The following is an 8730-nucleotide window of genomic DNA, read 5'->3' on the forward strand; positions in this document are numbered from 1 at the left end:
ACAGGATCGGTGGCTGTCGTGAACGAACCCACGATCTGGATCAAGCGAACGTGCGTCGTCGCCGTCGCTGCGGTGGCAGCGGTGGCCGCCGTCGTCTCGTTCGATCACATGCGAGCGCTCGCTTCAGATGCCGGTGAAGGATGGAAGGCCTGGATCTTGCCGATCTCGGTCGACGGCATGCTCGTCTCGGCGTCCTTGGTGATGCTCACCCGCAAGCGGGCCGGCCAACCGGTCGGCGCTCTCGCTTGGATCGGTCTTGTCCTCGGGCTGCTGGTGTCGCTCGCCGCGAACGTCGCGGCCGCCGAGCCGACGCTGATCGGCCGCCTCGTGGCAGCGTGGCCACCAGTCGCACTCGGCCTGTCCTATGAACTCCTGCTGACCTTGATCCGCGAGACGGCGACCGTTCATGAACTTTCTGACCAGCGGGTCGTTGAGGCTGCCTCGATCGTTCATGAACAACAGGCTCCCCTCCCTGAGGCTCCACCCAAGCGCTCGCGGAAGCTTCTGCGGGACTACGTCAACGAGGCTCGTGAACACCTGGGCCCGGACGTGAACATCACTCCAGCGTGGGTTCGCGAAGTAACCAACTGCTCCCGCGGCCTGTCACCAAAGATCGCGGCAACGCTAAGGGCTGGCGTGCAGTGACGGCTCATGCAAGCGGTGAGGTAGTCCGTACCTTCTACGTCAGTACCCGTCGCGCGTGCCCCGATGGTCACGGATGACGCACGGCTGACGTGGCCTACTCACCGCTCACGACCATCTCGCCGGTCTCGTTCAGCGATCTCGGCATGATCCAGCGGACCTACCTTCGAGAGCGTCAGACCAGCTGGTAGAGCAAGCCGTGTTTGCTTTTCATGGTGGACTCGACGGACTCGGCGAGGGCGGAGTCGCGGACCAGGAGGCCGAACTCGACGTTGCGGTTCTCCGCACTGAACGAGAAGTTGGCGCTGGTCAGCATCAGGACCTCGTGGTCGATGACGATGAACTTGGCGTGGCTGACGACTTGCTTGCCGTTGGGCAGTTCGGCGGACTGGTAGATGGTTGCGTTCGGCAGCTGGGCCTTGATCTTGACGGCGTCGGCCTTGTCCCCGTCAACGTAGACCGTGACGACGACTCCCGGTTGTTTGGACGCTTCTCTGAGCACAGTCCACATCTGGGAGGTCTGCTCGAAGTTGTACGTCGCGCATACGATCGATTGTCGCGCCGCCCGGACAAGGCGATGGAACTCGCCCGTGAGATGTCCGATGTTCGCTTCGTTGCCAGGCATGGTCCACACCGGAGTTAGGTCGCGGTGAAGCGACTTGGCTCCGGCAATGGCACGCAGGACGCTTGCAGCTCGTTCACCGTCGACATGGCTCAGACCTGCTGCGGCGAGCAGCTGTTTGGCTTCCTCGCGCCGGACGGCGTTGATGACGGCGAGTGCCTTGATGGTGTGCTGTCTGGACGCGAACTGAACCGCCAGCGCCTCGGCTTCGCCAGCAGTCAGAAACTCCCCAAGGACGCGGAAAGGGTCAGAGGGCATCCACACCCCCAAAGAACCCAGGCACGGACTCGCCCATGGTCGTCGGGAGGTTCAGCATGAACCGCCGGTCGAGGAAACGATTGGCCTTCTCACAGGAGGTCTCCGAGGCGAACGAACAGCAGTGACACGCTGCACCGTGCAGGAAATCCTCTGCAGCGCTCGGGGTTCGCATCGCACAGACCGGATCCGACGAACAGCGCGACGCGCGGCGCAATGCGGACACCACAAGACCGTGCAGCCGTTTGGGTTCGGAGAGCGCGACGAGGCCGCCAAGGGTTCCGTCGCTGTCGGAAGCGGTGGTGCAGATGAGCAAACCGGCAGCCGCTTCACGCTGAGGCGAGCTGTCCCAGCCGTAGATTCGCTCGGTCAGGCTGGCAGATCCATACCCGCTGGACATCGCCATCTCACGAATCAGCACGTGCGAAAGCGTGTGCAGCAACCAGTAGCGAGGTAGGGGCAAGCGGTCGTCAGGCTCGACCTTTTTGGCAGTCTCCGAGAACCGCCGCCTGAAGTTCAGCTCGTGGGCAGCTCGATGCGACTCCCACAACGAGCTCGACTTGATCGTTCGCTCCCAACGCGCAACAGCATCGAGGTCGAGCTGAAGAAAGATGCCTTCTCCACGATCCTCTGTTGCCGGCACCCAGGTGGGTTTGCCGTTGCGTGTGAGCTTGACCAGGCGACTGGCGAGGTCGTTCACGCGGTCCATCTCATCGAGCCGGGTGAAGCCGAGAACGGCATTGACCTTCTTCATCTTGTTGACGGCCACGACGCGGCTGATCATCGGATGCAGGTCGTCGTTGCGCTGCATCTCGGTGACCATCAGACCGCTGGGGTGCTGCTGTTGAGGAAACAGTGTTGGTTTTTGGAGGTAGCGCCACTCGGGAACCAGCAGCTCGACCGGGTCCCAGTCGGCGCGCTTCTTCTCCCACTCCTCCGCTGATTCCGCTGGGGCCAGCACGTCAGCGACCGCGGCAGCGATGTCGGAGTCCGTAAGACCGTCGAGGTCAATCTTGTTCGCGGTGGCCAGCGCCTTGATGACCTCTATCTGATCGCCGAACTTCTCGACCTGCTCGACGCCGAGCTCGACACGCAACTGGTCAGCAAGAGCTTCCTTTTCCTCAGCCTCAGTGCGAGGCATGACAATGATCGACTGAGTGGAAGCGAACCAGAGGTTCGACGCACCCATCATGATCAGTGCAGGGCGGGCGTCGCACGCGCTGTCGAAAGCGTTGAGGTGTGGGTGTCGCCCTCGGCACTGCTGCGGGAGCTTCTCCCGACCAACTGAGCCCTGCGCCTCGGCCATGCCTCGCGTCTTGCCACACGAGGCGCACGCGATGATGGAACCGACGCTCTTGCCGACGTTCGCATCACGCATCTTCAAGTCGGGCAACTCGGCCTTGAAGCACTTGCTGCCCCTATGCACCCACAGCGAGTACGGGAACTCGTCGAGGTGACCGTTGGTACAGGTCAGCAGGTGCTGCGCTGGAACGGCGGGGCTGCCTGACTTCTTGTTGGACTTGCCGCCACGACCAGGGCAGTTCTTGTGGGCGAACTGCGCCAGGTCGGGCCGAAACGGGTGTGTGTTGGTGTAGCTGAAGCGTGATAGCGGGCCAAGGTAGTCACATCCGGTGCAACGAAACCATTGCGGGAAAACACGTGCGGGGATGCCGAGGTCGGCGCCTTCGTTGGACATGCCCGTCCGCTTCGGCTGCCACGGGAACGGTCGTAGTGCATCAACCTGTGGGCCGAGATGCAGCCGGACGACATTGAGCAGGCGTGGTTCGAGGATCGTCGGCACGTGGTCACGGCGCTTCCAGATCAGCTCCCAGTCGCTGAGGCCGGCGGGCATGATCGAAAAGTTCGGCAGGTCCATGATCGCGCCGGGACCGTAGGTGTAGAGCAGCGAGGACGGACGGGCAGAACCAACCTTTGCACGGTTCTTGACCACGCCTTCTTCGGCGTCACCAAGCGGATCGAGCAGCTCCAGCTCGTCGTGCAGCATGTCCTCACCCGAATCGGGCAGCAGGTCGGTCATCAGTCCTCCTCGCCGAACGGCAGGGTCCAGTCAGGTACGCCTTCGGGCGCACGAGCGAAGAGCCGCTCGGGCACCGGACTGACCAGCAGATTGATCTCAGGCTGGACTTCACGCATGGAGTTCGCGATGACGAACGGCGCTTCAAGGGATCCGCCAGCTGACGCTTTGGCATTTTCCGGGCTGATGATCAGCGGCAGGTACTTGCCACCTTCTCCAGTGCGCTCGTACACCAGCGTTCTGTGCATATCCGTGGCGCGCTTGGCGCGCTCAGCCCAGCGGTCAAGCCGGTTGACCAGCAAGTCGCTGGCTCGCTTGGTCGCTGCCTCATCGGACGCGGCAGCCGCGATGCGCTTCTTGAGTTTCTCGGTGATCGCCTCGAGGACAGCGCGCTGGTCTCTGATTCGCCACGCTTCCCGCTCTGGGGACAAGCCATCGCTGACAGCGGCTTGCAGAACCCGTGCCGCACTGACAAGCAGACCGTCGATACCGCGCGCCAGCGAGGTCGGCGAGTAGGGCGTCACAGACAGCGCTTCAACCTGGGCGTAGAAAGTCTCGTGGTAGTGCCGAAACTGCTCAAAGTGCGCGAGGTCGCGGGGCCGAGCCCAGTTGCCCAGCGACACGACCAGTCCAGGCCGCGCGGACGCGTCACGACCGACGCGCGAGGAAGCCTGGATGTACTCGGCCGTGTTCTTTGGCTGCCCCACCACCAGCATCAGCCCGAGCCGCTGGACGTCAACACCGACCTGCAACATCGAGGTCGCCAGCACCACGTCGAAGGGTGAGTCGGCTTCGCCGCGCCGCGCGGCCTGCTTACCCTCCTTCAAATCCGCCATGCGCTGACGGAAAGCGTCGGTGCTGTCGTAGTCCGGATCGAACTCGAGCCCGAGGCGGTCGAGCGTCGTGCCGATCTCTGAGGACGCGATGCGTGAGGTCAGCTCGCCGGTCTTCAACAAACCGAAGCTCGCGCCAAGGCGGCTCGGGAATCCGGAGTCCTTGCGAGGCCGTTTGACCCGGTTCTGGACGTCGTCGGCCACATAGCGCGCCATACCGGCCAGCTCGCGGGTGGCGTTGAAGTAACCGACCAAAGTCATGTACGGGTCGGCAGGGGCTCCGGCCCTGTCCAGCAGCAGCTGCCCCGCGGAAAGCAGGACCTCCGATACGCGGATCTCGACACTGGACAGACGCACGCCCTGAGCGCTGACACCGATGTAACGACGACCTGGATTCTTCTCGTTGATCGGAACTTCCTGGGAAAAGAACGTGTCAGCAACGTCCAGTACTTGCGGTGGAAAGATCGCGAGATGGCGTCCATACAGTCGGCGAACCTGTTCCTGAGCGTTGCGCACCGTCGCGGTCGAGGCGACGATCAGTGGCTTCACTGGTGAGCCGTCAGGCTTTTCCCACGACGACAGAGTCTCGACTGCGACTTCGAACAGACCTACTGAAGTTCCAAGCGCGCCGGTGATGAGGTGCAACTCGTCCTGGATGATCAAGTCGGGCGGACGAAGCCGGCTGACCGGAACCACCGCCGCCGCCGGCACACCGTCGCTGGCGGGGTGGGAGCCGACTTGACATGGTGCGTAGTCAGTGTGGACGTAGCCGTGGCGACCGCAACGACGGCTGACGTACCCGAACAGCGCGGCGGCCTCGCCTTCACGGGCCAGGCGGGCGAACTTGTCGACCGTGGCTATCAAGAAGGCCGGCGTGAGGCGGTAGATCTCCTCGTCAACGGTAAGCACGGGAAGGCCTTCACTGACGGCTCCCCCCTTGGAGAACGGACACCGAGCCAACTCGTCACCGCAGTGAACGAAGACGCGCCGCTTCGTCGCGTCGGCCTTCACGTGAGCCGCGGTAATCGGCGTGCCGCACCACGGGCAACGCTGGATCTGCAGGACGGTGAGCCGGTGCCGACCGAACTCGTTGGCCTTCTTGAGCTGTTCGTCAGCCTCCTCGAACCGCTTGGGGCTGACATCGGTTCCGACCCACAGACCGATACGGAAAGGCTCGCTGCCCCAGATCGCTTCGTCGTCACGGCGTGCGAGTTCGGCAGCGCACACGAGCGCGGTCGCACGCTGGAACTGCTGCGCAGTCAGCAGGCGCAACGTGTAGCGCATGAGGACCGCAATCCCATCGCGGCCGTCCAGTTGTCCATCTGCAGACTCCACGACGCCCTGACGACGACGGATGGCGAATGCGTATGCAGCAAGGCCGAGGTACGCCTCGGTCTTGCCACCACCAGTCGGGAAGAACAGGAGCTCGACCTGCGACTGGTGCTCCGCACTGCGGATCGACGCACCGGGATCGGTCAGGGCACCGAGCTGCATCAAGATGAAGGCGAGCTGGAACGGGCGCCACGACGCAGCCGCGGCACCCCGTTCCTCAACAGTCTCCTGTGCCCGCTCGATCGACAAGGAGGCATCGGCCGAACGCACTGCGGCCACCTGGGAAGCAATCCGCTGGTCTCGCATCACCCGGTTCATGAACTGGAAGCACCGCAACGCTTCCTCGTCACCGGTAATGTGTTCCAGCCCCACGTTCAGCCGCGTATGCACCTCCCTGGCCCGCCACAATGCGAACTCAGCCGTCTCCTGGAGATGACCGGGCAGCTTCGCCGCAGCGGCTTCCTGAATGTCAAGCCATGTCCCGTAGCCATCTACGAGTGGAGCGAGCCCAGCTCGCAGATCGTCGGCGGAAGCCGACACCAGGGCGTCCATGGACAGCAGCGCATCTTCGACAGATCGAGCCCTGGTTTGCGGCGTCTCACCAATAGGCAGCCAGGTCGTCTCGACCGTGGTTGCCCGACGCGACCCAGCCTTGACTGTCCAATCAGCCGAACAAGTACGTCCGATAGCGAACTCCAGCCGGTTGCGGTACTGGAGGTTGAGCTGTTTGACCTCTTCGTCGTGCTCAGGCCAGTCCTGCTCCAGCGTGTCCTGCACAGGCAGGAACACCTCGCCGCCGCCCGCATCGACCACCAGTTTGGTCTGGAACATCCACATGCTCAGCGGGATCGGCATGGGCGTTTCACGGTCGTTGCACAGCGCGATCTCAACCAATACCCGGCCATACCTCGGGTCGTTGTAGCGGTCGATTCGCAACACGATCGACTCTTTCAACTGCACGGTGGCGGTCTGGCCATGCACGAGGTCAGCCAAGCGGATCGTGCGAGTCTCCTCGACAGGCGTGCGCTGGTACCCCCTGATTGGGCGGCCCGCTTTCGAGACCTTCTCAGTCTCGACCGTCTCGTACGTCCCCCACGACGCAATGACCCGGAACGCTTCGAGGTCACCGGGTACCTGAAATCGCAGGCCCATCGACGCCGGGATCATCAATCCTTGTTTTGGAGCGCGATCCTCGGCATCGTCGTCTTCGGCGTCCGCCTCAGTGTCATCGGCCGCGTACGCCGGCACACCACGCCCCTCAGCCATCCCGTCGCCATCCGTGCGTACCTCGATCAGGTCACCGCCATCGGAGTCGCCGGGAGACGCTGTCGCCGAGCCGACCAGCTTCACCGGAGCGATGTGCCCGACGAGGTACTGCGAGCGTGGACTGAACGGCAGTGTCTCCTCGGGGCCGTGACTTGGACCAAGCAGCTCACGCTGCAGGATGTCCACGAGGTTCTCGCGCACCGCGTACGACGAACCGTCCAGCTCGTAGCTCAGCTCGTACGACGCCTGCGCGGCCGACGTCTCTGTGGTTGCCTCCGTCACAGCGGCAAGTCTGCCGTAGCGGTCTGACAAGTTCCGGTAGGCAGCTGTTTAGCGCGCCAACGGAGCAACACCCGATCTTCATCGAAGTAACGCCCCACGACGCCGCGGCGGATGCGGAGGCTCTCCAGCTGTGAAAGGAGGACCTCTCGCCTGGCCAACTCGTCAGCACTGGCGGCTTCCCAGCAGTACTGAACGGTCGCCGCTGAGAGCGGCTCACCTCCCCGTTCCGAAAGGAGGCGTTGCACCAGGTACGGGTCGAGCGTTGTCCTGCTCGCCGTCTGCTTGCACCTCGGACAGTAGATGATGGGGCGCTGCTGATTCGTCCCGCGACACATGTACACATCACAGGCGTCGCAGAGCGCAACACGCGACAGAAACGGGCTCGTTGTCTTCCGATCTGAACGCTTGCGAGCCTGAGGACTATCCCTCGAATCGAGGATGTGCTGTAACTGCGCAAATTCATCGGCCGTGATCACAGCCAGCGATTCATCAACCACCGGGTTGCCGTTCTCGTCTCGAACGACCGCGAACGGATCAACGCGCTTGCCACCCTTTCCCCTACCTGGATTGTGAGTCGTCATTCCAGCCAGAATGGGATTGCGCAGAAGTTGATCGACCGTCTGGCGGTTCCAGGTGACATTTCCCGCCTTGCGCTTCGCTCCGCCAGGCAGCGGCGCACCCGCGTCGGTCAGCCACTTTGCGATGGCATTGACGGCGCCACCGCGCAGAGCCATCCTGACCGCCTCGGTGAGCCAGCGGATACGCTCCGCGTCCTTGACCAGCACACGACCCGGACCGTCTGGGTTCGCCGCCGACCGGTACCCATAAGCAACGCCGCCGCCTACCCAGCGGCCGTCCTTGAGCAACTGAGCTCGCGCAGCGCGGACGCGTGCCCTGATGGCCTCGGCTTCCATCTCGCCGAACACTGCCAGCATGACAGCGAAGGCACGGCCTTGCGGGCTGGTCATGTCGATCGGGTCCTCGACTGCGACGAGCCCCGCGCCTCGCTGCTGCAAAGTCTCGTCCGCATGGAGGAAGTCCAGTACCCGCCGCGCGAGCCGATCCACCTTCCAGATGATCACGGCGTCGAAGCCGTCCGTAGAAAGCAGCGCGGTCCAGCCCTTGCGATCTTCGGGCCGACTGGCGGTCGCAGAGACTCCGTCGTCGATGAACTCGCCGACAACTTCCCACCCGCGAGCCTCAGCGTACTTGCGGCACGACCGGAGTTGGCGAGTGATCGAGACGGACTCCTCCTTGGTGACACTGAGCCTGGCATAGAGGGCGCACCGGCGGACTTGATTGACGTTCATGACAGTCACTCTGTCGTGTCAGACGATCTTGCCTACTTTCCTCTGCAGGGGTGTGACCTCACTCCTGCAGAGGAAGGGCACCGTCGGACTGGTCGCCACGAACACGGTCGCCCAGGGCGACACGCGCGAGGTCGGCTTGGACGCGATGGTCGC

Annotated in this window: 5 protein-coding genes; 1 reads left to right on the forward strand and 4 read right to left on the reverse strand. The window is 63.4% G+C overall.

Going from position 1 to position 8730, the window contains the following annotated elements; genetic code table 11:
- The first annotated feature begins 18 nt into the window (after nt 1-18).
- Nucleotides 19-645: a DUF2637 domain-containing protein gene (locus tag IG04_RS44635; RefSeq protein WP_051771711.1), complete on the forward strand. Its 627-nt coding sequence runs from the start codon at nt 19-21 to the stop codon at nt 643-645.
- Between the two features lie 172 nt (nt 646-817).
- Here the strand turns inward: IG04_RS44635 and drmC are convergent, their stop codons facing one another.
- Genes drmC through IG04_RS0138840 form a run of 4 tightly spaced genes read right to left on the reverse strand, consistent with a single transcriptional unit; the run spans nt 818 to nt 8577 of the window.
- Nucleotides 818-1522: a DISARM system phospholipase D-like protein DrmC gene (gene drmC / locus IG04_RS0138825; RefSeq protein ID WP_030481752.1), complete on the reverse strand. Its 705-nt coding sequence runs from the start codon at nt 1520-1522 to the stop codon at nt 818-820.
- Complete coding sequence (gene drmB, locus IG04_RS0138830; RefSeq protein ID WP_030481753.1) at nt 1512-3557, reverse strand: DUF1998 domain-containing protein; 2046 nt, start codon at nt 3555-3557, stop codon at nt 1512-1514. The genes drmC and drmB overlap by 11 nt, the downstream gene beginning before the upstream one ends.
- Nucleotides 3557-7267 (reverse strand): DISARM system helicase DrmA, encoded by a 3711-nt coding sequence (gene drmA, locus IG04_RS0138835; RefSeq protein ID WP_030481754.1) that lies wholly within the window; start codon nt 7265-7267, stop codon nt 3557-3559. Before drmA ends, drmB begins: the two co-directional genes overlap by 1 nt.
- Entirely contained in the window at nt 7264-8577 is a 1314-nt protein-coding gene (locus tag IG04_RS0138840) for a recombinase family protein (RefSeq protein ID WP_051771718.1), read from the reverse strand. The genes drmA and IG04_RS0138840 overlap by 4 nt, the downstream gene beginning before the upstream one ends.
- Between the last annotated feature and the right edge of the window lie 153 nt (nt 8578-8730).

The organism is Lentzea albidocapillata, assembly GCF_000719115.1.
In the GTDB taxonomy this organism is placed as follows: Bacteria; Actinomycetota; Actinomycetes; order Mycobacteriales; family Pseudonocardiaceae; genus Lentzea; species Lentzea albidocapillata.